This window comes from Stenotrophomonas sp. Y6 (assembly GCF_022436665.1).
Lineage (GTDB): Bacteria > Pseudomonadota > Gammaproteobacteria > Xanthomonadales > Xanthomonadaceae > Stenotrophomonas > Stenotrophomonas acidaminiphila_A.
In genome coordinates this window covers 212643-235478 of record NZ_JAKUKB010000010.1, presented here as the reverse complement: position 1 = coordinate 235478, position 22836 = coordinate 212643, and the positions used below count along the sequence as shown (strand labels likewise).

General features: G+C 70.9%; 17 protein-coding genes. 5 read left to right on the top strand and 12 right to left on the bottom strand.

The window, feature by feature from the left end; translation table 11 throughout:
• The 3 genes from MKP15_RS13850 to MKP15_RS13840 form a co-directional block, all read left to right on the top strand.
• On the top strand, positions 1-719 hold a 719-nt coding region (locus tag MKP15_RS13850), incomplete at its 5' end, for a transaldolase family protein (RefSeq protein ID WP_240213106.1).
• 7 nt (positions 720-726) lie between these two features.
• Positions 727-1563 carry a phosphatase PAP2 family protein gene (locus MKP15_RS13845; RefSeq protein ID WP_240213105.1) on the top strand — a complete coding sequence of 279 codons (837 nt, stop codon included), beginning with the start codon at positions 727-729 and terminating at the stop codon, positions 1561-1563.
• 255 nt (positions 1564-1818) lie between these two features.
• Positions 1819-4602, top strand: a complete 2784-nt coding sequence (locus tag MKP15_RS13840; protein ID WP_240213104.1) for a TonB-dependent receptor — start codon at positions 1819-1821, stop codon at positions 4600-4602.
• 520 nt (positions 4603-5122) lie between these two features.
• Here MKP15_RS13840 and MKP15_RS13835 read toward each other — a convergent pair.
• The 8 genes from MKP15_RS13835 to MKP15_RS13800 all read right to left on the bottom strand — a co-directional run bounded on the left by MKP15_RS13835 (position 5123) and on the right by MKP15_RS13800 (position 14883).
• Positions 5123-7390 carry a S9 family peptidase gene (locus MKP15_RS13835; RefSeq protein ID WP_240213112.1) on the bottom strand — a complete coding sequence of 756 codons (2268 nt, stop codon included), beginning with the start codon at positions 7388-7390 and terminating at the stop codon, positions 5123-5125.
• A gap of 198 nt (positions 7391-7588) precedes the next feature.
• Positions 7589-8794 (bottom strand): Xaa-Pro peptidase family protein, encoded by a 1206-nt coding sequence (locus tag MKP15_RS13830; protein WP_240213103.1) that lies wholly within the window; start codon positions 8792-8794, stop codon positions 7589-7591.
• Complete coding sequence (locus tag MKP15_RS13825) at positions 8791-10383, bottom strand: aldehyde dehydrogenase family protein (RefSeq protein ID WP_240213102.1); 1593 nt, start codon at positions 10381-10383, stop codon at positions 8791-8793. The genes MKP15_RS13830 and MKP15_RS13825 overlap by 4 nt, the downstream gene beginning before the upstream one ends.
• A 1-nt stretch (position 10384) precedes the next feature.
• Complete coding sequence (locus MKP15_RS13820) at positions 10385-11287, bottom strand: dihydrodipicolinate synthase family protein (RefSeq protein ID WP_240213101.1); 903 nt, start codon at positions 11285-11287, stop codon at positions 10385-10387.
• Positions 11284-12588: an FAD/NAD(P)-binding oxidoreductase gene (locus MKP15_RS13815; protein ID WP_240213100.1), complete on the bottom strand. Its 1305-nt coding sequence runs from the start codon at positions 12586-12588 to the stop codon at positions 11284-11286. The genes MKP15_RS13820 and MKP15_RS13815 overlap by 4 nt, the downstream gene beginning before the upstream one ends.
• Positions 12585-12827 carry a (2Fe-2S)-binding protein gene (locus tag MKP15_RS13810; protein ID WP_161614526.1) on the bottom strand — a complete coding sequence of 81 codons (243 nt, stop codon included), beginning with the start codon at positions 12825-12827 and terminating at the stop codon, positions 12585-12587. The genes MKP15_RS13815 and MKP15_RS13810 overlap by 4 nt, the downstream gene beginning before the upstream one ends.
• Entirely contained in the window at positions 12824-13933 is a 1110-nt protein-coding gene (locus tag MKP15_RS13805; protein WP_240213111.1) for an FAD-dependent oxidoreductase, read from the bottom strand. The genes MKP15_RS13810 and MKP15_RS13805 overlap by 4 nt, the downstream gene beginning before the upstream one ends.
• Positions 13934-13938: 5 nt before the next feature.
• On the bottom strand, positions 13939-14883 hold the full coding sequence (locus MKP15_RS13800; protein WP_104940324.1) for a proline racemase family protein: 945 nt from the start codon (positions 14881-14883) through the stop codon (positions 13939-13941).
• 162 nt (positions 14884-15045) lie between these two features.
• Between MKP15_RS13800 and MKP15_RS13795 the strand changes: the two genes are divergently transcribed.
• Positions 15046-15801, top strand: coding sequence for an AraC family transcriptional regulator (locus MKP15_RS13795; RefSeq protein ID WP_240213099.1), 756 nt, complete (start codon positions 15046-15048; stop codon positions 15799-15801).
• Between the two features lie 13 nt (positions 15802-15814).
• Here MKP15_RS13795 and bla read toward each other — a convergent pair whose 3' ends face one another.
• From bla to MKP15_RS13775, 4 genes are all read right to left on the bottom strand, one after another.
• The gene (bla, locus tag MKP15_RS13790; RefSeq protein ID WP_240213098.1) at positions 15815-16855 is read right to left on the bottom strand and encodes a class A beta-lactamase; all 1041 of its coding nucleotides are present in this window, start codon (positions 16853-16855) and stop codon (positions 15815-15817) included.
• Positions 16856-16994: 139 nt separating this feature from the next.
• Positions 16995-18716 (bottom strand): cation acetate symporter, encoded by a 1722-nt coding sequence (locus MKP15_RS13785; RefSeq protein ID WP_240213097.1) that lies wholly within the window; start codon positions 18714-18716, stop codon positions 16995-16997.
• On the bottom strand, positions 18713-19030 hold the full coding sequence (locus MKP15_RS13780; protein ID WP_240213095.1) for a DUF485 domain-containing protein: 318 nt from the start codon (positions 19028-19030) through the stop codon (positions 18713-18715). Before MKP15_RS13780 ends, MKP15_RS13785 begins: the two co-directional genes overlap by 4 nt.
• A gap of 143 nt (positions 19031-19173) precedes the next feature.
• Positions 19174-20604, bottom strand: a complete 1431-nt coding sequence (locus MKP15_RS13775) for a DcaP family trimeric outer membrane transporter (RefSeq protein ID WP_237723529.1) — start codon at positions 20602-20604, stop codon at positions 19174-19176.
• A gap of 240 nt (positions 20605-20844) precedes the next feature.
• Here MKP15_RS13775 and acs point away from each other — a divergent pair, with 240 nt between their 5' ends.
• Complete coding sequence (acs, locus tag MKP15_RS13770; protein ID WP_104939963.1) at positions 20845-22788, top strand: acetate--CoA ligase; 1944 nt, start codon at positions 20845-20847, stop codon at positions 22786-22788.
• Positions 22789-22836 lie beyond the last annotated feature (48 nt).

Here is a 22836-nt window from a genome sequence, read left to right as displayed (position 1 = left end):
TCGGCGTGGGCACGATGCTGGCCGCGCTGGTGCCGGGCCGCGTTTCCACCGAGGTCGATGCCGACCAGGCCCACGACACCGACGCGACCATCGCCAAGGCGCGCCAGTTCATCGCCATGTACGCAGCGGCCGGCGTGCCGCGCGACAAGGTGCTGATCAAGATCGCCGCCACCTGGGCCGGGGTGGAAGCCACCCGCGTGCTGCAGACCGAGGGCATCGACTGCAACCTGACGCTGATCTTCAACCCGACCCAGGCGCTGGCCTGTTCGGAAGCCGGCGCGTTCCTGATCTCGCCGTTCGTGGGCCGCATCCTGGACTGGTACGTGGCCCATGGCCAGGCGCCGGCCAGCATCGACGAGGACCCGGGCGTGCGGTTCGTGCGCGGGGTGTACGCCGAGTTCAAGCGCCGCGGTTCGCCGACGGTGGTGATGGGCGCCTCGTTCCGCTCGACCGCGCAGATCGAGGCGCTGGCCGGCTGCGACCGCCTGACCATCTCGCCGGACCTGCTGGAAAAGCTCGACGCCGACCTGGGCGAGCTGCCGCGCAAGCTGGTGCCGGGCGCCGCCGAAGCGGTGGACGTCGCGCCGATCGACCAGGCGAAGTTCGACGCGGACATGGCCGCCGACCCGATGGCCACCGAGAAGCTGGCCACCGGCATCGACGCTTTCGCCAAGGACCTGCAGGCGCTGCGCGAGCGCATCGCCGCGCGGTTGGGCTGAGGCCGGCATGCGCACGCTGCGCAATCCGTTTCCGCTCCTGATCGCCACCGGCTTGTGCCTGCTGGCCAGCGCCTGCGCCATGCCCGCCGCGCGCCCCGCGGTGCCCGAGATCCGTCCGGGCGTCGCCCGTGGCTATCTGGAGACGGAGCAGCTGCCGGACAGCATCGCCCTGCTGCCGCCGCCGCCCGCGCCGGGCTCGGCCGCGTTCGCGCTGGACGAGCAGGTCAACCAGGCCCGTACCCTGCGCGGCACGCCGCGCTGGCAGCAGGCCATCGCCGACGCCAACCTGCAGTTCCCCGAGGCCGCGTCGATCTTCGCCTGCGCCATCGGCACCCGCATCGACGCAGCCGGCACGCCGCGCCTGTACGGCCTGCTGCGCCGCACCGGCACCGACGCGGCGGTGGTCAGCGACGCCGCCAAGCACCGCTACAACCGCACGCGGCCGTTCATGGTCAACGGCGAGCCTACCTGCACGCCGGACAAGGAGGCCGGGCTGGCGGAGAACGGCTCGTATCCGTCGGGCCACCCGTCCATCGGCTGGGCCTGGGCGCTGATCCTGGCCGAGCTGGCGCCGGACCGCAGCGACGCCATCCTCGCCCGTGGCCGCAGCTATGGCGAAAGCCGGCTGGTGTGCAACGTGCACTGGCACAGCGACGTGCTCTCCGGGCGGTTCATGGGATCGGCGGTGGTCGCACGCTTGCACGCCGACCCACAGTTCCGCCGCGACATGGACGCGGCGCGCGTGGAACTGGCCATGGCACGCCGGCGCGGCACCGCGCCAGTGGCCGGATGCGAGGCCACCGCGGCAGCTTTGGCGCAGCCGCTGCCAACCGCGGCTTACTGATCACTGCAGATTACGTTACCGGTCGCTCTCTCCCTCCCTCCGGTATCGCCACGACCGTGCCGCCATGGCACGGTCGTTTTTTTTCTCGCCCCCGCGCCGATGCCCGCGATCGTTGTGCGGAGTTCCGCATCAGGGCTCCGTGTTTCGTGCTATCGGCGGGCACGCCGCACTCAAGACCATGGCAGAGGCGCCATTGCGTCTTTTTCTGCCGTGGCATGCAACGCATGCGCGGCCGACACATTTCGGGGAGGGGATATGAGGATTTCACTGAAACGCAGCAGCATCGCCTGTGCCGTCACCGCGGCGTTGCTGCCATCGCTGGCGGTCGCGCAGGAAGCAATCGGCAGCACCACCACGTCGCTGGACAAGGTGGAAGTCACGGGTTCGCGCATCAAGCGCACCGAGATCGAGGGCATCGACCCGGTGCTGGTTGTCACCGCGCAGGATCTCGAGCACCAGGGATTCGCCAACGTCTACGACGCGCTGTCGAACCTGTCGATGAACACCGGCATCTTCGTCGGCGAGGAAAGCACCAACAATTTCAACGCCAACGCGCAGGCGCTGAACCTGCGCGGCTTCGGGCCAGGCTACACGCTGGTGCTGCTCAACGGCCGCCGCATCCCGGTGCTGCCCAAGCCGTCGGGGGGCGTGAGCGGCAACGTCACCAACCTGGCGATGATCCCGACCTCGGCGGTGGACCGTGTCGAGATCCTGACCAGCGGCGCGTCGGCCATCTACGGGTCGGACGCGGTGGCCGGCGTGGTCAACGTCATCCTCAAGGACCGGATCGAAGGCACCACCGTGTCCTGGCGGCACGGCGACACCGTGCATGGCGGTGGCCGCTCCGAGCGCGCCACGCTCACCACCGGCTTCGAGTTCGGCGACACCCGCGTCAGCGCCGGGCTGGAATGGGACAAGCGCTGGCCGATCCGCGGCAACCAGCGCAGCTGGTTCGCCTCGCCCGAGCGCTCGCCCGACCCCGCGTACCGTGAGCCGACCCAGGTGATGTCGTTCTGGGACCGCGACACCGGCTGGGACCTGCTGGACATCGGCAACCGCTGCGGCGCGCTGGGCTACGAGGCGGTGCGCCCGGGCTGGGCCGGCGACGGCAGCGAGAAGTACTGCGGCGACAACGATTTCGACAGCTACACCGTGCGCAACGGCCGCAAGCGCCTGTTCGGTTTCCTCAATCTCAGCCACCGCCTCGGCGACCACGAGCTGTATGCCACCGCGCTGTCGACCCGCTCGCGCGCCGACGCCGGTTTGTACCGCTATGGCTTCGCGGTGGACTACGAAGTGGTCGAGGACATGCAGGCGCCGGTGCCCGACGCGACGGCGTGGCGGCATGTCTACCGCACCTTCCGCAACTCCGAGTTCAGCGGCAGCAACCAGTCGTTCAAGGAAGACAACGACGTGCTGATCGCCGGCATCCGCGGCACCGTGGGTTCGCTGGACTACAGCCTCAACTACAACTATGGCCGCTACCGTTACCGCGACAGCGTGGACCGCTTCAATGACCAGGCCATGCTTTCGCTGCTGTTCGGGCAGCAGGGCCGCGACTGGTCGTTCCCCTGGGCCGGCAGCCGCTGGGTACGGGTCGGCAAGGACCGGCTCGACGGCAACCTGCTGCCCAACGGCGCGCTGGACTTCTTCGGCACGCTCACCCCGGAACAGTTCCGCGACGCGATGTACACCTCGGTCGGCGATGGCCGCTCCACCTCGCAGGCGTTCACCGCCGACCTGTCCGGCGCGCTGTTCGAACTGCCGGCCGGGCCGCTGGCGTTCGCCGCGGTGGCCGAGGCCAATCGCGACACCTACCGTTTCATCACCGACCAGCCCACCGTCGATGGCGAGATCTACGGCTGGAGCGGCATCCGCGGCCAGGGCAAGCGCAACCACTACGCATTGGGCACCGAGTTCTCGGTGCCGCTGCTGGCCGCCGGCTCCGGTTTCGGCCAGTGGGACGCCAAGCTGGCCGCGCGCTACGACTACTACGACGATGCGTCCGACGTCGGCGGTGCCTTCACCTGGCAGGCGGGCCTGAGCTGGCGGCCGTCGGACTGGCTGCTGCTGCGCGCCTCCCGCGCCACCTCGTTCCGCGCCCCGGACATGCACGTGATGTTCGCCGAGCGCAGTTCGTCCTATACCAGCGGCGTGGATTACCTCAGCTGCGTGAAGGGCGAGGGCCTGGCGCGCGGCGCGAGCTGGCAGGGCTGCGGCGAGAAGTACGGCACCGGGTCGATCCGCCAGTACTCCGAAGGCGACCCGGCACTGCGCGAGGAGAAGGGCTCCAGCGACACCATCGGGCTGGTGGCCCAGCTTGGCGCCAACCACTCCTTCAGCCTGGACTGGTACAGCGTCGAACTGAACGACCAGGTCGGGGTCATCGGTGCCGACGCCGTGCTGCGCTATGCCGCCGAATGCACGCTGGGTTACGACATCCAGGGCCGCGACGTGGACCCCGGCTCGCCCAAGTGCCAGACCATGCTGGCGCGCGTGCAGCGCGGTGGCCGCGGCGACGGCGTGCAGTCGGTCATCACCAGCCCGTTCAACACCGGCATGTACCGCCAGGACGGCGTGGACATGACCTGGAATTCGAGCCTGCCGACCGAGCGCTGGGGCCGCTTCTCGGCGCGCATCGGCTATACCCACATCCTCAAGACGCTCAGCCGCTACCTGCCCGAGGACGCAGTCGAGAACATCCGCGACCGACAGTGGAACAACGAATTCCGTACCCGCTCCAACATGACCGTGGGCTGGGACTACGGGCGCGTGTCCAGCTACGTGCACATCAACCGGCTCGGTTCCTCGCCGGTACGCTGGGCCGACGCGTATGAGCGCTTCAAGCCATGGACCACGGTGAACCTGTCGCTGGGCTACCGTGCCACCGAAGCGCTCTCCCTCAACCTGGCCGTGGTCAACGTGCTGGACAAGAAGCCCTGGCGCCATGCGTCGGAGAAATGGTGGCCGTACGCGGACATCAGCAAGTACAACCCGGCCGGCACCGAGTACTTCATGACCATCGAATACCGGCTCTGAACTTCCATCCGGGCATGCCCGGCACCACGGCCACCGTGACACGACAAGGTCACGGTGGCCGTTGCCGTTCAGGCAGGGCCACGGCGCGGCCTTCGGTGCAGATCATCGGGCTGCGCGGTGCCGGCCGGCGCCAGCGCGCGTCGCTGGTCAGATCCACGCCGGGCCGTCGTTCCCGCCGGACATCGGCATGCGTGCGCCCCGCGCGCCGCAGCGCACCTGCAGCCCGATGCTGTCGCCGCGCATCGCGTTGCGGCCCTGCTCGTGGCACAGCCGCCGCGGGAACGGCCCGCCGCCGGCGCCGCCATGTCCGCATTGCGGCTGCGCATGGCCGACAGGTGGTCCACGTCCTGCCGGCGCCACAGGGGGTTCAGCGCCACGCCGCCGCGGCTCCAGCGCGCGCCGCGCGGTCAACGCACCAATGCGCCGATGCGCCAATGCCGGCGCCCCTCCCGCGCAGGGACAGGGATTGCGGGCGCGTGCCGGTGGTGGCGACTGCCACCGCGGGAAAGCGCAATCGTATTCAGTCGCGGGCGTTCCAGTCCGGCGTCGGCCGCTTCAGCAGGTGGCGCACGAAGAAGTCGAACTTGCGGCGCTGGATGTAGTCGGTGGGCTCCTGCGAGCGGCCCACGCCGTGGCCGGTGCCGGGCACGGTGAGCAGGTCGAAGTCCTTGCCGGCACGGATCAGCGCATCGGCCACCTGGTAGGTCGAGGCCGGGTCGACGTTCTCGTCCTGCTCGCCGACGATCAGCAGCAGCTGGCCGCGCAGCCGGTGCGCGTTGTCCACGCCCGAGGCGCGCGCGTAGCTGTCGTCCACCGGCCAGCCCATCCACTGCTCGTTCCAGCTGAGCTTGTCCATGCGGTTGTCATAGCAGCCGTTGTAGGCCACCGCCACGGTGTAGAAGTCCGGGTGGAATTCCAGCGCGTTGAGCGCGTTCTGGCCGCCCGCCGAGGCGCCGTAGATGCCCACGCCGCCGCTGATGTCGTAGGACGGGTCGCGCGCGGCCAGTGCCCGGTGCCAGGCGATGCGGTCGGCGAAGCCGGCATCGCCCAGGTTCTTCCAGGCCACGTCGTGGAAGGCCTTGGAGCGGTTCATCGTGCCCATGCCGTCGATCTGCACGACGATGAAGCCCAGGTCGGCCAGCGCCTGCGCGCCGATCAGGCGCTCGTTGCTGGACTGGCTGTCGAATGGCCAGAACTTCTTCTGCACGTGCGAATCGTGCGGGCCGGCGTAGATGCTCTCGATCACCGGATAGCGGCGCGACGGGTCGTAGTGCGTGGGCCGCACGACCAGTCCCCAGATCGGCGTCCGCCCGTCGCGTCCCGGCGCGCTGAAGGTTTCCGGCGGTCTGTAGCCGGCGGCGAACAGCGCGCCGGCGTCGCCGCGTTCGAGCGTGTCCAGCAGGCGCCCGTCGCGTGCATCACGCAACTCGGTGACGTTGGGCCGGTCCAGCCGCGAATACGTATCGACGTAGTGGTTCATGTCCGGCGACAGGCTCAGTTCGTGCCAGCCATCGCCCGGGGTCATGTGGCGCAGGTTGCCGCCGTCGAAGTCGACGCGGTAGAAGTGCTGCAGGTAGGGGTCGCCCGGCTCGCGGCCGTTGCCGGCGAACCAGATCTGGCCGCGCTGCTCGTCCACCTTGACGACCTGCCGCACCACCCACGGGCCGCGGGTGAGCTGGCGCAGGCGGCCGCTGCGGCCGTCCACCATGTACAGGTGGTTCCAGCCGTCGCGCTCGGACATCCACACGATGCGCTCACCGCGCCCGCCCACGTCGTGGAAGTCGGCACGGTGCCACCAGCTGTTGACGAAAGTGTCGCTGCGTTCTTCCACCACGCTGCGCGCGGCGCCGGTATGCGCGTCCACCTCGATCAGGCGCACGCGCTGGAAGCCGCGCTCGGTGTAGCGGAACGCCAGCGTGCGGCCATCGGCGCGGAACTGCGGCGCGCTGATCTCGTAGGGGTTGGGAAACAGCGTGGTCGGCACGTCGATGCGGCGGCCGCTGGCGACCTCGAAGATCACCGGGCGGTCGCTGTCCACCGCATCGCCTGGCTTGGGGTACAGCTGGGTGCGCACGCGCGGCTGCACCTGGTGGCGCGGCGCGGTTTCCACCCGCGTCACCCGGCGCGCGTCGCCGGGCCTTACCCGCAGCACCATGAAGCGGCTGGAGTCGGGCGACCAGGTGATGCTCTCCGGGTCGTAGAAATCGTTGTCGGTGCCGTCGCGCGCCAGCACCTTGCTGCTGCCATCGGCCAGCGTGCGCAGCAGCACGCTGCCGTCGCGCACGAAGGCCTCCATGCGCCCGTCGGGCGAGCGCCGCGGCGTAGCGTCGGCCGCCATCGAAAGATCGCGTACCACGCCCCAGGCGCGCGGCCGCGGCGCCGGGCCCGGTTCGCTCCAGCGCGCGCAGCGGTATTCGCCGCCCAGTTCGCAGCGCACCCAGCCGTCGTCCATCCAGGCGCGCAGCGCCTGGCCGTCCTTGTCCATCTCGTAGTCGGCGAACGGCAGGCGCCGGCCGTCCACCGCGCGGCCGAGCAGCGGCGCCAGCGCGGTGGCCAGCCGTGCCTGATCGAACGCGGCCTGTGCCTGCGCCTGCCCCAGCCGGCGCACCACGAATTCAAAACCGCCCGGCGTGGTGCGCCGGTAGCGGTAGCGCTCGCCGTCGATCCAGGTGGCCGGGCCGGCCAGGCCGGTGGTCAGGTACATCCACTGCTCGCGCAGCTGCAGCGAACGCCGGTAGGCGGCCTCATCCGGCGCGTCGGGCGCAGAGGCCTGCGCCGAGGGCGGCATGGCGGCGCAGGACAGTGCCAGCAGGCAGGCGAAGGCGTGGCGGCGAAGATCTGCGAAATGAAGCATGCGTCGTTTCCCTTGGTGTGCTGCGCTGTCCTTGTCGGGGGAAGGCGCCCTACCCCGCTACGCGCCCCGGTCCGCGCCCGCGGCGCGCACCCCCCGCGGTTCGCGTTGGGGAAGCGGCGCTCCCACCTGGCGTCAATCGGCGAACGGCTGGTCGATGGCCACCGACGGCGGCGTGAACCACTGCGCGCCGTCGGCGGTGACATGGAAGTGGTCTTCCAGGCGCACGCCGAACCGGCCCGGCACCACGATCATCGGTTCGTTGCTGCAGCACATGCCCGGTGCCAGCGGCAGGCGATTGCCGCGCACCAGGTACGGCGCCTCGTGGATCGCCAGCCCGCAGCCGTGGCCGGTGCGGTGCGGCAGGCCGGGCAGGCGGTAGTCCGGCCCGAGCCCGGCCGCTTCCAGCACGTCGCGCGCGGCCTGGTCCACCGCCTCGCAGGTCACGCCGGGACGCACCGCGTCGAACGCGGCCTGCTGCGCGGCGCGCTCCAGGTCCCAGATGCGCCGTTGCTCGGCATCGGCCTGGCCGAAGATCCAGGTGCGGGTGACGTCGGAGTTGTAGCCCTGCACGCTGCAGCCGGTGTCGATCAGCACTAGCTCGCCGCGGCGCAGGTGCTGCACGCCGGGAATGCCGTGCGGGAAGGCGGTGGCATGGCCGAACTGCACGATGCAGAAGGTCGAGCCGCCATCGGCGCCGAGCGCGCGATGGGCCTCGTCGATGAAGCGCACCAGTTCGTCGGTGCCGATGCCCTCGCGGGCGATGCCGGCGGCCAGCCGCTGCACCTGCAGGGTCATGTCGCAGGCCTGCTGCATCAGCGCCAGTTCGGCCGGGGACTTGCACATGCGGCAGCCGTCGATGATCGCCGCGGCCGAGGTGATGGCAGCCGCGCCGAGATGCGCGGCCAGGCCCACCTGCACGCGGTACGGCGCTTCCGGGTCCAGCGCCAGCGTGCGCGCGCCGCGCTCGGCCATGGCCTGGGCCACCCATGCATGCGGGTCCTCGTGTTCTTCCCACAGGCGCTTGCCGGCGGGGATGCGCAGCACCGCGTCCAGCGAGCCTTCCTCGAACACCGGGCAGACCATCAATGGCTCGCCTTGCAGGGTAAGCAGCATCGCCACCAGCCGCTCGCTGGCGCCCCACGGCACGCCGGCGAACCAGCGCAGCGAGGTGCCGGCGGTGACCAGCAGCGCGTCCACGCCCTGCGAGCGCATCAGCCCGCGCGCGCGTTCCAGCCGCTGCGCGTGCTCGGCGTCGCTGATGGGCGCGGCGCGGTGCGGCCACGGCGCCAGCTGCGCGCGCGCCTGTTCCAAGGTGAGGTGTCCGATCTGCGTGCTCATGGCGTGGCTCCGATATCCGTGGTGGTGCAGTGCTGGTCGATCCAGCGCGGCAGGCCACCCGGGTTGCGGTCGCGCAGTTCGGGCGGCAGCAGCGCATCGGGCACATTGTCGTATGCCTGCAGCGCGGTGAAACGCAGGATCGCCGCCGGCAGGCCGACCGCGGTGAAGCCGGGCTGGGTCGAAGCCGGGAACGGACCGCCGTGCTGCTGCGCCGGGCTGACCCGCACGCCGGTTGGCATGCGGTCGGCGATCAGCCGGCCCACGCGCGGCCGCAGCGTGGCGGCGAGCGGCTGCCACGCGGCATCGTCGCGGCCATCGGTGGCGCGGTACAGCGTGGCGGTGAGCTGGCCCTCCAGGGTCGCGGCGATGGCCTGCATCTGCGCGGCACCGGCCACGCGCACCAGCAGGCTGCACGGCCCGAAGGCCTCGGACTGGAAACGCCGTGGATCGGCGAGGAACTGCTCGGCGCGTACCGTCAACAGCGTGGGTGCATGGCGGAATCCGGCATCGCCCGCCTCGCCACCGCACAGCAGCCGCGCGCCCGCGTCGCGCAGCACGGCGATCGCCTGCCGCAGCGAGGCCAGCACGCCGTGCGACAGCAGCAGCAGCGGTGCGGTAGCGGCGAAGCGCGCCTGCACGTCGGCGACGAAGGCATCGCCGGCCGCGCCTTCCGGCACGATCACCAGCCCCGGGTTGGTACAGAACTGGCCGCTGCCAAGCAGGCACGAGCTACTGAACTCCTCGGCCAGTGCCGGCCCGCGCTCGGCCAGCGCACCGGGCAGCAGGAACACCGGATTGAGGCTGGACAACTCGCCGAAGAAAGGAATGCCAGCGGCGTCGGCGGCCTGCTTCAGGGCCAGGCCCGCCGTGCGGCTGCCGGTGAAGGCGACCGCGCCCAGCCGCGCGTCGCCGGCCAGCGCCAGGCCCAGCGCCGGCTCGACGTCGTACAGCAACTGCACCGTGGCCGGCGGCAGGCCGGCGGCCTCGGCGGCGCGCTGCGCGTGGCCGGCCAGGCACTGACTGGTGGCCGGATGCGCGGGATGCGCCTTGGCGATCACCGGATTGCGCGCGGCGATGGCCGCGGCGAAGTCGCCGCCGGACACGGCATTGAAGGCGAACGGAAAGTTGTTCGGCCCGAACACCAGCACCGGCTTGCCCAGTGGCGCGTGGTGCGCGCGCAGGCCGGCGGCGGTGTCGATCACCGGCTGCGTCCAGCTGCGGCCGCGGGCGGCGGCGGCGGCCTGGCGCAGCTGGTTGCAGGTGCGCGGCAGTTCGTTGCCGCGCAGCCGCGGCACGGCCGGCAGCCCGGTTTCCGCCTGCGCCAGCTGCACCAGCCTGTCGGCGTCGGCCTCCAGCGCAGCGGCGTAGGCGTCGAGAAAGGCGGCGATGCGTTCCGGGTCGGTGGCGGCCAGCACCGGCGCGGCGGCGCTGGCCGCGGCCAGCGCCTGTTCCACGTCGGCCGCGCCGCTGCGCGGGAATGCCGGCCCGATGGCCTGTCCGCTGGCCGGATCGAACGCGTGGAAGCTGCCGGTGCAGTCCCCCGCGCTCCGCCAGCGGCCGCCGATGAACACGGGCGCGAGCGTCTCCACTTCAGCGCTTCCGGGTGGCGATGGCGTGGTCGATCAGCGCCAGCGCCTGTTCGCGCTCCACGCCCTCCACCACCCGCCGCGGTCCGCGCACGCGCTCGCTGCCCAGGCCGACGCGGGCCTGCATCAGCTTGATCAACTGCACGAACTTGGGAACCGTATCCATGCGCAGCAGCGGCAGCGACCATTCGTACAGCTCGCGTGCGGCCGCGTAGCCGCCGCTGCGTGCCTGCTCGAACAGCCGCACCGCTTCTTCCGGGAAGGCGTTGACGGTGCCGGCGATCCAGCCTTCGGCGCCCATCGCGATACCCTCCACGATCAGATCGTCGACGCCGACCAGCAGCACCAGGCGGTCGCCGATCAGCTCGCGGATCGCGGCCAGGCGGCGCACGTCGCCGGAGGATTCCTTGACCGCCTGCACGTGCGGGAACTCGGCGGCGAACTGCGCGATCTGCGCCGGGCTGAAGTCGGTGCGGTAGGCGATGGGGTTGTTGTACAACAGCACCGGCAGGTCGGTGGCGGCGAGGATGGTGCGGATGTAGGTACCCATCTCGTGCGCGTCGCTGGAGTACACGTAGGGCGGCAGCACCATCACGCCGCCGGCGCCGGCGGCCTTGACCGCCTGCACCAGCGCCACGCCCTCGTCGGTGGACAGCGCGGCGATGCCGGCCACCACCGGCACGCGCCCTTCCACGGCCGCGACCAGGGTGCGCACGATGGCGATCTTCTCCTCGAAGCTGAGCGTGGCGCTCTCGCCCAGCGAGCCCAGCGGCACGATGCCGCTGCAGCCGGCGGCGAGCATGCGTTTGGCGTGCTCGGCCAGGAAGGCGTGGTCGACCGCGCCGCTGGCGGTGAAGGGCGTGGTGATGGCCGGCAGCACGCCGCGCCAGAAACCTGCATTGCTCATCTTTCTTTACCTTGTTCGGGTTCGTCGGAAGGAACATCGGCCAGTGCGGCCAGCGCGACCGGAGTCAGCGGCGGCCGCACGGCAGTGGGGGAGAACGAGGGCGAGGCCAGCCGCAGTTCGCGCAGCGCGGCACCGCAGACGCGGCCCTGGCAGGCGCCCATGCCGCAACGCGTGACCAGCCGCAGCTGGCGCGGATCGGCATGCGCGGCCACCGCGGACATCGATACGTCCTCGCAGCGGCAGGCCAGCGTGTCCGGCGTCGCCAGCGCGCGGGCGCGCGCATCGGGCGCGAAATGTTCGTGCAGCAATGCCGCATAAGCGCGCTCGCGGTCGCGGCGCGCGCGCAGCGCTTCGCCGCCGGATTCGTCGCCGAGCGCGAAGCAGGCCGCCATCGCGCCCTCGACGCGCGCGCAGGCGCGCCCGCCGACGCCCAGGGCCTCGCCGGCGGCGTGGATGTCGGCCTGGCTGCTGCGCAGGCGCGCATCGGCACGCACGGCCGGATGCACGGCCGCGCTGTCCAGCTCGCAGCCCAGCAGCCGTGCCAGTTCGACGTTCGGCACCAGCCCCCAGCCGACCGCCAACTGTTCGCATTCGATCCATTCGCGGCCGTGGCCGCGGTCCACCTCGACCGCACGCAGCCGGTCATCGCCCTGCGCGGCCAGCACCGTGCTGCCGGCGTGCCACGGCACGCCGGCCAGGCGCGCGCGCAGCTCCACCGCCTGCGCCAGCCGCGCCGGCCAGCGCCACAGCCGCCGCGCGAACGCATACAGCATGCTCCTGCGCGCCTGTTCGTGAATGCCGAGCACGCGCGCGCCATGGCGGCGCAGCGTCACTGCGGCCGCCAGCAGCAGCGGGCCGGTACCGGCCACCACCACGCGCTTGCCGGCCAGCGGCCAGCCCTGCTTGGCCAGCGCCTGCAGGCCGCCGGCACCGGTCACGCCGGGCAGCGTCCAGCCGGGGAACGGCAACATCAGTTCGCGCGCGCCGGTGGCGATCACCAGCTTGCGCCAGTGCAGCGCCACCGCACCGTCGGCATGGTCGGCGACCACGGCATGGTCGTCGGCCAGGACCACTTCATGCCCGGGCAGCCATTCGATGCCGGCAGCGCCGAGACGCTCGATCTGCGCGCGCGCCACCGCCGGCGCGCCGAAGCGCAGGTCGTGCCGCCAGACCTGGCCGCCGGCGCGCGGCTGCGCGTCCACCAGCCCGACCTTCGCCCCGCGCCGGGCGGCGGCATGCGCGGCGGCCAGGCCGGCCGGCCCCGCGCCCACCACCAGCAGATCGAAACGCCGCTGCTTCATGGCTGCGTCTCCACGCGCATGCCCGCGCGCGCCAGCACCATGCAGGCGCGCAGCTGGGCCATGCCGTCGATGCGGACCCGGCATTCGAAACACACGCCCATGCCGCACAGCGGCGCGCGCGGCTGGCCACTGGGCGAACGGCGGAAGATCGGCCCGCGATGCGCGACCGCGGCGGCCACGCTGGCGCCATCGGGCACTTCCACCGGCACGCCATCGACGCTCAGGATGATGCTGTTCATGTGTTGCCCCGCAGCGCGCGTTCCGGCAGGTACGGCGCCAGCGCCAGGGCCGGCGCGCGCCCGAGCAGGGCGTCGACCACCAGCCGCGCGCTGCCCGGCGCCGCGGTGATGCCCAGGCCCTCATGGCCCGCGGCCACCCACACGTCGCGGCGGCCCGGCACCGGGCCAAGATACGGCAGGCCATCAGCGGTGGCCGGGCGGAAGCCGCACCAGCTGCGCAGCGCGCGCACCTCGCGCAGCGCAGGCACGAAGCCGATGGCCCGCTGCAGCATGCGCCGCAGCAGCGGCAGCGAGATCTCCGTGCCGGTGGCGTCGTACTCGCGCGAGGAACCGATCAGCAGCTGGCCGTTGGGCCGCGGCTGCACGTTGAACGACACGCTGGCCGCGTCCGCAGCATGCGCGGCGGCGGCGTAGCCCATTTCGATCAGCTGGTGGCGCAGCAGCGGCCGATGGCGCTCGGTGATCACCAGCTGGCCCTTGCGCGGGCGCATCGGCAGTTCCGGCAGCAGTTCCGGCACGGCCACGCCGGTGGCCACCAGCACCGGCCCCCGCAACTCGCGGCCGTCGGCCAGGCGCACGCCGCCGTCGACCAGGCGTTCGGCGCGCGCGCCGATGAACAGCTGCGCGCCGGCGCCGCGAGCCTCCTCGATCAGGCGCCAGGCTACGCGCGGCGGGTACACCACCGCGTCGTCGGCCACGCGCATGCCGCCTTTCATGCCGGCGGCGAGCGCCGGTTCCAACGCCTGCACGCCGCGCGCGTCGAGTGCCTCCGCGCGTACCCCCGCAGCCGCCAACGCTTCCACGCGCGCGGCGACGCCTTCCAATTCCGCTTCCTCGCGCGCCACCCACAGCGTGCCGCAGCGCTGGTGTTCGCTCTCGGGCCACGATGCCCAGCGCTGCCACAGCCCCAGCGAGTACACGCACAGCGCCAGTTCGTGCGGGTCGCCATCCATCGCCACAAGGTGGCCCATCGCCGCGGCACTGGCGCCGCCGCCGATGGCGCCGCTTTCGACCACCGCCACGCGCAGCCCCGCGGCGACCGCGGCTTCGGCGCAGGCGGCACCGACGATGCCGGCGCCGATGACGATCAGATCGTGGCGGCTGATTCCGCTCACGGCGCCTGGCTGCCGATGCCCCAGGCGAACGGATCGGCATCATCGATCAGCAGGGTCGCGCGCGCGGTGATCCAGGCCTGGCCGATGATCCGCGGCAGGATGCCGCGCGCGCCCCGCCGGTACGACGCCTCGAACGCGCTGCCGAGGATGCCCTGCTGCACCCAGCTCGCGCCTTCGGCCAGCTTTCCGTCGGCGGCCAGGCAGGCCAGCTTGGCGCTGGTGCCGGTGCCGCAGGGCGAACGGTCGTAGGCCAGGCCCGGGCACAGCACGAAGTTGCGCGCGGCGCCGCTGCCGTCGGGCGCGGCCGCGTTGACCTCGACATGGTCGATGGCGCCATCGGCGCCGGTGATGCCGTCGCGCTCCAGCGCCAGGCGGATCGCTTCGGTATAGGCGGACAGCTCGCGCTGGTTGGCCAGGGTCAGCGCGCACGGCGCCTGCGTGGTGATGAAGAACCAGTTGCCGCCCCATGCCACGTCGCCGCGCACCACGCCGTGGCCGGGCACGTCCACCGCCACATCGTGCAGGTGGCGCCAGCTCTCCACGTTGTCCACCGCCACGCGGCCATCGTCGAACAGTTCCACGCCGACCATGCCCACCGGTGTCTCGATGCGGTGCCGTCCGGGCTGGATACGGCCCAGCTCGGCCAGGGTGCGCACCACGCCGATGGTGCCGTGGCCGCACATGCCCAGGCAGCCGACGTTGTTGAAGAAGATCACCCCGGTGCACGCCGACGGATCTTCCGGTGGCAGCAGCAGCGCGCCCACCATGGTGTCCGAGCCGCGCGGCTCGCAGGCCAGCGCCGCGCGCCAATGGTCGAATTCCCTGGCCAGGCGCTCGCGGCGCTGGCGCAGGCTGCCGCCGCCGAGGTCGGGAAAGCCACCGAGCACAACCCGGGTGGGCTCGCCGGCGGTATGGGAATCGATGATGTCTATCCGGTGCATGCGGACATGCTCCCACCGCGGCCGCAGGGCCGAATAGCAGTGCATTCGGCGCCCTCATGCGGAATTCGGCACAACCCCATGAACGCCGCGCCACGGCGTGGAAGCATGCGCTAGCATCGGCCGCACGCCACGCCGACGACCGCCAACGCGAAGACGACGCCCATGGACGCCCAGCATTCCTCAAGCGAAGTACAGCACCTGTTCGATGCGCTGCCGGATACCGTGTTCTTCGTGAAGGACCGCGAGGGGCGCTACACGCACTGCAACCTCACCTTGGTGCAGCGGCTGGGCCGCAGGAAGCGCGGCGAGGTCATCGGCCGCTCGCCGCTGGAAGTGTTCCCAGCGCCGCTGGGCAACCGCTACCTGCTGCAGGACCGGCAGGTGCTGGCCGGCGATCCCATCGCCGACCGCCTGGAAGTGCACCTGTATCCGAACCGTCGCCCCGGCTGGTGCCTGACCGTCAAGCGGCCGCTGTTCCGCGATGGCGTGATCTGCGGGCTGATGGGCGTTTCCCGCGATCTCGGCCGGCCCAACAGCCGCCACTCGGCCTTCGCCCAGCTCGACCGGGTGGTGGCGCACATGCAGGAACATTTCGAATCCAATCTGCGCGCGCCGCAGCTGGCGGAGCTGGCCGGCATGTCGCTGGCACAGCTGGAACGGCATTTCCGCCACGTGTTCCAGCTCACCCCGCAGCAGTACCTGATCAAGCTGCGCATCGAGATGGCCATGCGCCTGCTGCGCGAGCCCGGCAGCATCGCCGGCATCGGCCAGCGCTGCGGCTTCAGCGACCAGAGCGCGTTCGCGCGCCAGTTCAAGGCCACCGTCGGCATGACGCCCAGCGAGTACCGCAACCTGGAGGACGTGTTCGACGGCGGCGAGGCGGCTGACGCGGTCGAGCCGCTGCGCGGGCGCGGCTAGCGCGGACCGCCGCTCAGGGCACGAACAGGAAGTAGTCGTGCGCGGCGCGCGCCAGCTGCGCGATGGCGGCGTCGCGGGCTTCGGTGGAGGCGCGCGAACGGATGAACACCGCGGCCACCACCTGGCCGCGGCCGTTCGGCAGCTCGATCACGCCGACGTCGTTGATCACATCGCCGACGGTGCCGGTCTTGTGCGCCACCGGCGTGCCGCTGGGCAGCATGCCGCGCAGGCGCGCGCTGCCGGTGCGGGTGTCGAGCATGATCTGCTGCAGCACCCGGGTCGATTGCGGCGACAGGACCTCGCCCTTCCAGGTGCGCTGCAGCAGCTGCGCCATGGCGCGGGCACTGCTGGTGTCGCGCGGGTCGGCGTTCCAGGCGTCCATGTTGGTTCGCCGCTGCGCCTCGCTGCGTTCGCTGCGCGACAGCTCGCCATAGGCGGCCGGGCCCAGCGGCTGCGCGTGCGAGGCGGCGTCGCCGTAGTAGTTGGCCAGCAGTTCCCAGATGTAGCGGTCCACGCGCAGGCCCTCGACGCCCAGCGCGCGCATGCGCTGCTGCACCGCCTCGGGGCCGCCGCCGGTGCGGACCAGGATGTCGGTGGCGTTGTTGTCGCTGACCGTGATCATCATGTGCAGCAGGTCGCGGATGGTGATGGCCGAACCGGCGCTGAGATGGGTGTCCATCGGCCCGCCCATGTCGGGGTAGATATCGTCAGGGCCCAGCAGTACCTGCTGCTGCAGGCCCAGCTTGCCCTCGTCGACCAGCTTGAGGATGTGCACGGCCACCGGCACCTTCATGGTGCTGGCCATCGGCAACGGCTGGTCGGCGTTGAGATAGACCGCGCGACCACTTTGCAGATGCACCAGCGCCACGCCGACGTCGCCCGGCAGCTGCGCCGCCAGGCGCTCGGCCTCGGCCTGCAGCGCGAGCGGCTGCGGCGGCGCCTGCCGTGCCATGGCTACCGTCGGCAGGGCGCACAGGCTGCCCAGCAGCAGGGCAGAGGCCAGCAGGGACGCCTGCAGGCGCGGGTGCGGGGAACGACGGACGCGGACGGTCATGGAAGATCCTCTGGCATGGAACGGATGCGGGAGTGCGACCGGCATGGTAACGGCACGGCCGATCCAGGGGGCACCCCCGCAAACGACGAAGGCCGCCCGTCGCCGGGCGGCCTTCGTCAGGGTTGCTGCCAGGCCGCGATCAGTGATCGGCGGCCCGGCTGGCGCCCACGCCGGTCTCGGCACGCACCTGCTGCGCCGGGTATGCGGCGCGTTCGGCCTTGGCCCGCGCGCTGTTGTCCAGCACCGAGAACAGCCAGATGCCGACGAAGGCGATGGTCATCGAGAACAGCGCCGGGCTGGTGTACGGGAACGGCGCGCTGCCGGCCGGGTTGCCGAGCGTGTCGACCCACACCGACGGCGACAGCAGGGTCAGCAGCAGCGACGAGGCCAGCCCGAGGAAGCCACCGATCACCGCACCGCGGGTGGTGCAGTCCTTCCACAGCAGCGACAGGATCAGCACCGGGAAGTTGGCCGAGGCGGCGATGGCGAACGCCAGCGACACCATGAAGGCCACGTTCTGCTTCTCGAAGGCGATGCCCAGCAGTACCGCGATCACGCCCAGCACCAGGGTGGTGGCGCGCGACACGCGCAGTTCGGTGCCGGCCGGCGGCCTGCCCTTCATGATCACCGTGGCGTACAGGTCGTGCGACACCGCCGAGGCACCGGACAGCGTCAGCCCGGCCACCACCGCCAGGATGGTGGCGAACGCGACCGCCGAGATGAAGCCCATGAACAGGTTGCCGCCCACCGCCTTGCCGACCAGCACCGCGGCCATGTTCGGCCCGCCCTGGATGGTGCCGGTGACCGGGTCGGCGTAGGCCGGGTTGGTCAGCACCAGGGCGATGGCGCCGAAGCCGATGATGAAGATCAGGATGTAGAAGTAGCCGATCCAGGTGGTGGCCCAGAACACCGACTTGCGCGCCTGCTTGGCGTCGGGAACGGTGAAGAAGCGCATCAGGATGTGCGGCAGGCCGGCGGTGCCGAACATCAGCGCCATGCCGAAGGAAATGGCTGAGATCGGATCCTTGACGAACCCGCCCGGGCCCATGATCGACAGGCCGGCCGCGGCGGCCTCTTCCGCGCTCTTGCCACCATTGGCGGCGATCTGGGTCTTGACCTGCACCGCGGTGGCGAACAGCTTCTCGAAGCTGAAACCGAACTGCCACATCACCATCAGCGCCATGAAGGTCACCCCGGACAGCAGCAGGCAGGCCTTGATGATCTGCACCCAGGTGGTGGCGGTCATGCCGCCGAACAGCACGTAGACCATCATCAGCACGCCCACCAGCACTACCGCGATCCAGTAGTCCAGGCCGAACAGCAGCTTGATCAGCGCGCCGGCGCCGACCATCTGCGCGATCAGGTAGAACAGCACCACCACCAGCGTGCCGGAGGCGGCGAACAACCGGATCGGCTTCTGCGCGAAGCGGTAGCCGGCGACGTCGGCGAAGGTGAAGCGGCCGAGGTTGCGCAGCCGTTCGGCCATCAGGAAGGTCAGGATCGGCCAGCCGACCAGGAAGCCGATGGCGTAGATCAGGCCGTCGTAGCCGTTGGCCATCACCGCCGCGGTGATGCCCAGGAACGAGGCCGCCGACATGTAGTCGCCGGCGATCGCCAGGCCGTTCTGGAAGCCGGTGATGCCGCCGCCGGCGGTGTAGAAATCGGACGCCGAGCGGGTACGCGCGGCGGCCCACTTGGTGATGCCCAGGGTCGCCAGCACGAACGCGGCGAACATCACGATCGCCGTCCAGTTGGTGGGCTGGCGCACGGTCTGGCCGATGTCGCCACCGGCCGCCAGGGCCGCGCCACTGGCGGCCAGCAGGGCGATGAGCGCGGCCGGGCGCAGGAACGGACGGGTCATTGCGCGTCCTCCACGATCTGCTGGGTCAACTGGTCGAACTCCTTGTTGGCGCGGCGTACGTAGAAGCCGGTGATGAGGATGGTGAACACCATCAGCCCCAGCGCGATCGGGATGCCGATGGTGGTGATGCGGCCCACGCCCAGCGGGGTGGCGAGGAACGCCTTGTCGAAGGCGATCAGGCCGATGTAGCCGTAGTAGGCCAGCAGCATCAGCACGGTGAGGATCCAGCCCAGGCGGTTGCGCGACTGTCGCAGCCGCCGGTAGACCGGGTGGGAGGCGATCCGCTCAACACGGGGATCGACGGAAGCATTCATCGGGATTCTCCAGATTTCGGGAATACGGGCCCCGGCGTGCGCTGCGCGCCGGTGCGGGCATGAGTGCTCCCCGTGGGGGTAGGGAGAAGGGGACTGCGTTTACCGCGGTGGCAACGACGCCGTGGCGACGCCGCTGCCGGGACTCAGAAGCTGTACTTGGTGGTGAACTGCACGCGGCTGATATCGCCCTTGCGGCCGTTCTCGATCTCGCGCACGCCGTACATCAGCTCGGCGCCGATATCGACCTTGGGCATGGGCGTGTAGAACACGTTGCCGCGGATCGACTGCACGCTCTTGGTCACCAGCGCGCCGGTGAGCGAGGCATCGTTGTCGTAGTCGCTGCGCGCGTAGATCAGGTTGGTGCGCAGCTTAGGGGTGAAGGCGTGGCGCCAGCCGACGTAGCCGGCGATCACCCCGGTGGGGTCGAGCTCGTCGCGCACCGCGTCCCAGGCGCTGTCGCCGGTGATGCCCAGGCCGATGTAGCGGGCGATGCCCTGGCCGCCGGTGAGCTGGTAGTGCAGCGAATCGCTGCCGCCCATCACCCATTTGCCGCCCACGGTCAGGCCGCCGCCGGTGGCGGTGGCGTGGGCGCCGGTGGCCTGGTTGTCCACCTTCAGCTGGCGCAGCAGGCCGGCCACGCCGAAGGTGCCCCAGTCGCCCTTCCAGCCGTAGCGCACGGTCAGGTCGGGCAGCGAGCCGCGGTCGGAGCTGGTGGCGCCGACCAGCGTGGTTTCCGGGTTCTCCAGCGCGGCGCTGAAGCCGCCCCGGGTGTAGCGCACCTGTGCCTGGCGCACGAAGATCACGCCGTCGGTGGGGCCGACGAAGTCCACCGCCTCGGGAATGGAGGCCGCGTCCATGAAGTTGGACCAGGTCTGGCCGGCCAGCCAGTTGTTCCAGTACATGTAGGCATGGCGCAGGGTGACGCCATAGGTGTTGGTCGCGGTCTGGTTGCCCAGCGCGTTGCCGAAGAAGTCCATCTCCACCAGCGCGCCGGCCTTGTCGCCGTTCTCGGCGACGTGATCCACGCCCAAGTTGAAGCGCGAGAACTTGGCGTGGGCGTTGTAGTCCACGCCCGAGGCCTTGCCCGAACCGCCGGCGCCATGCACCGGGGTCTGCCCCGGCAGGTACAGCGAACGGCCGGTGGCGTCGTCGGCAAGCTGGCCGTCGCCGGTGCGGGTGGCCAGGAAGTCGGCCTTGATGAAGCCGCCGAACTTGAAGGTGGTGCCCGGCGTGGCGCCCGGGGTGATGCTGGTCACCTGGATCGGCTGCTTGCCGGCCGGCACCGCGGGCCTGGCCGGTGCGGCGGCGGCCGCCGCCTGTTCGGCGCGCACCTGCTGCACATCGCCCTGGGCCTGGGCGATCGCGCCCTGCTGTTGCTGCTGGGTAGAGAGCAGCAGCTGCACCTGGCGCTCGAGTTCGGCGACGCGCGCTTCCAGCGCCTTCTCCTTCGCCGTGCCGGCCAGGGCCATGCCCGGCGCCAGCAGCGCCACGAACAACGCGGCGGCAAGTGGCCGGCGCACCATCGTCGTGGCGGGGAACGCGCGGTCCGCGCGTTTCAACACGTGTCTGTTCATCAGGTCTGCCTCTCTCCGGCTGGCGTTGACGGCCGCGTCGGTCGCACGGTCCACGGCAGGGTGCGCGGCGTTCACCGCGGGCGGCTATTCGCCATTAGTCGAAAGCGTGCGGGTATTCGACCATCGTCTAAGCCGGGGAGCAGCGCGCGACTGGGGTGATGCGGCACACTTGGGAGGTCGCGGCCGCGTCGCAGATGCGGCTCCCCCATTGGTTACAAGTGCAAAGGTGAGGGTATTGCCATGGCTGATCTCTATCCCGTCGATCCCGCGTTCGCCGCCCGGGCGCGGATCGACAAGACCACGTACCAGCAGCAGTACCGCGAATCGGTGGAGAACCCCGATGCGTTCTGGGCCAGGGCCGCCGAGCGCCTGGACTGGTTCACCAAGCCCACCCGGATCAAGAACGTCAGCTACCAGCTGGATGATTTCCGCATCAAGTGGTTTGAGGACGGCGAGCTCAACGTCAGCGTGAACTGCCTTGACCGCCAGCTGGCCACCCGCGGCGACAAGACCGCGCTGCTGTTCGAGCCGGACAGCCCGGACATGCCGGCGCAGAAGGTCACCTACCGCGAGCTGCACGAACGCGTGTGCAGGCTCGGCAACGCGCTGCGCAACCTCGGCGTCGGCAAGGGCGACCGCGTCACCATCTACCTGCCGATGATCGTCGACGCCGCGGTGGCGATGCTGGCCTGCGCGCGCATCGGCGCGATCCACTCGGTGGTGTTCGGCGGCTTCGCCGCCAATTCCATCGCCGACCGCGTCGGCGACTGCGGCAGCAAGCTGATCATCACCGCCGACGAAGGCCTGCGCGGCGGCCGCAAGGTGCCGCTGAAGGCCAACGTCGACGCCGCGCTGAAGCTGCCCGGCACCCACACCGTGGAAACCGTGCTGGTGGTGCGCCATACCGGTGCGGCGGTGGACATGCAGGCGCCGCGCGACCGCTGGTTCCATGACGTGGTGGACACCCAGCCGGCGCAGTGCGAGCCGGAGCGCATGAACGCCGAGGACCCACTGTTCATCCTCTACACCTCCGGTTCCACCGGCAAGCCGAAGGGCGTGCTGCATACCAGCGGCGGTTACCTGCTGTTCGCCGCCTACACCCACGAGGCGGTGTTCGACCTGCGCGAGGACGACGTCTACTGGTGCACCGCCGACGTCGGCTGGGTCACCGGCCACAGCTACATCGTCTACGGCCCGCTGGCCAACGGCGCCACCTCGGTGATGTTCGAGGGCGTGCCGAACTACCCCGACACCTCGCGCTTCTGGCAGGTGATCGACAAGCACCAGGTCACGATCTTCTACACCGCGCCCACCGCGATCCGCGCGCTGATGCGCGACGGCGAGGCGCCGGTCAAGCGCACCTCGCGCAAGAGCCTGCGCCTGCTCGGCAGCGTCGGCGAGCCGATCAACCCTGAAGCCTGGCGCTGGTACCACGACGTGGTGGGCGACGCGCGCTGCCCGATCGTGGACACCTGGTGGCAGACCGAGACCGGCGGCATCCTGATTGCGCCGCTGCCCGGCGCGGTGGACCTCAAGCCCGGCTCGGCGACCCTGCCGTTCTTCGGCGTGCAGCCGGCGCTGGTCAACGCCGACGGCGAGATCCAAGAAGGCGCCACCGAAGGCAACCTGATCATCCGCGACTCGTGGCCGGGGCAGATGCGCACCGTCTACGGCGACCACCAGCGCTTCATCGACACCTATTTCCGCACCTACCCGGGCAGCTACTTCACCGGCGACGGCTGCCGCCGCGACGAGGACGGCTATTACTGGATCACCGGCCGCGTCGACGACGTGATCAACGTCTCCGGCCACCGCATCGGCACCGCCGAAGTGGAGAGCGCGCTGGTCAGCCACCCGAAGGTGGCCGAGGCCGCGGTGGTGGGCTTCCCGCACGACATCAAGGGCCAGGGCATCTACGCCTACGTCACCCTGGTGGCCGGCGAGGCGCAGACCGACGAGCTGCTCAAGGAACTGGTGGCGTGGGTGCGCAAGGAGATCGGCCCGATCGCCGCACCGGACCACCTGCAGTGGGCGCCGGGGCTGCCCAAGACCCGCTCGGGCAAGATCATGCGCCGCATCCTGCGCAAGATCGCCGAGAATGCACCGGACCAGCTCGGCGACACCTCGACCCTGGCCGACCCCTCGGTGGTGGCGTCGCTGGTGGAAGAGCGCAAGGTTCGGTGAAGCCAGGAGATGAGTGAAGAGGTGTGAGGAGTGAGAGAAAGCAACAGT